At 33.2% G+C, this 265-nt stretch carries 1 protein-coding gene; it reads right to left on the bottom strand.

All coding sequences use genetic code 11. From position 1 onward, the window contains the following. Positions 1 to 265 (bottom strand): hypothetical protein (locus SAZ04_RS22265; protein ID WP_332699815.1); only part of this gene is annotated, 265 nt, incomplete at both ends.

Here is a 265-nt window from a genome sequence, read left to right as displayed (position 1 = left end):
AAAACAACAGATGTCGTCAGATTGTCTAGATGCCCACCTTCATGTACCTCGGGAAACAAAAAACTTACGAGCAAACTTTTTTCATCGTTCCGATCTATCATCGTGTCATATGCAACTCGATCATCAAACGTTAGTATATTGCCTATTTTAAGGTCATATTTATGTTCAAAAGATTCGATATATTCTCGTTCGTCACCATAAACATAAACAACAGAAGAATTTTTGATATTTGATTCTGACGAAACTAATAATGTATCTTTTGTTA

The organism is Halalkalibacter lacteus (assembly GCF_036663595.1).
GTDB lineage: Bacteria > Bacillota > Bacilli > Bacillales > Bacillaceae_D > Halalkalibacter > Halalkalibacter lacteus.
Note: the sequence above shows the minus strand (reverse complement) of the source record. Positions and strands in the feature narration are given on the sequence as shown.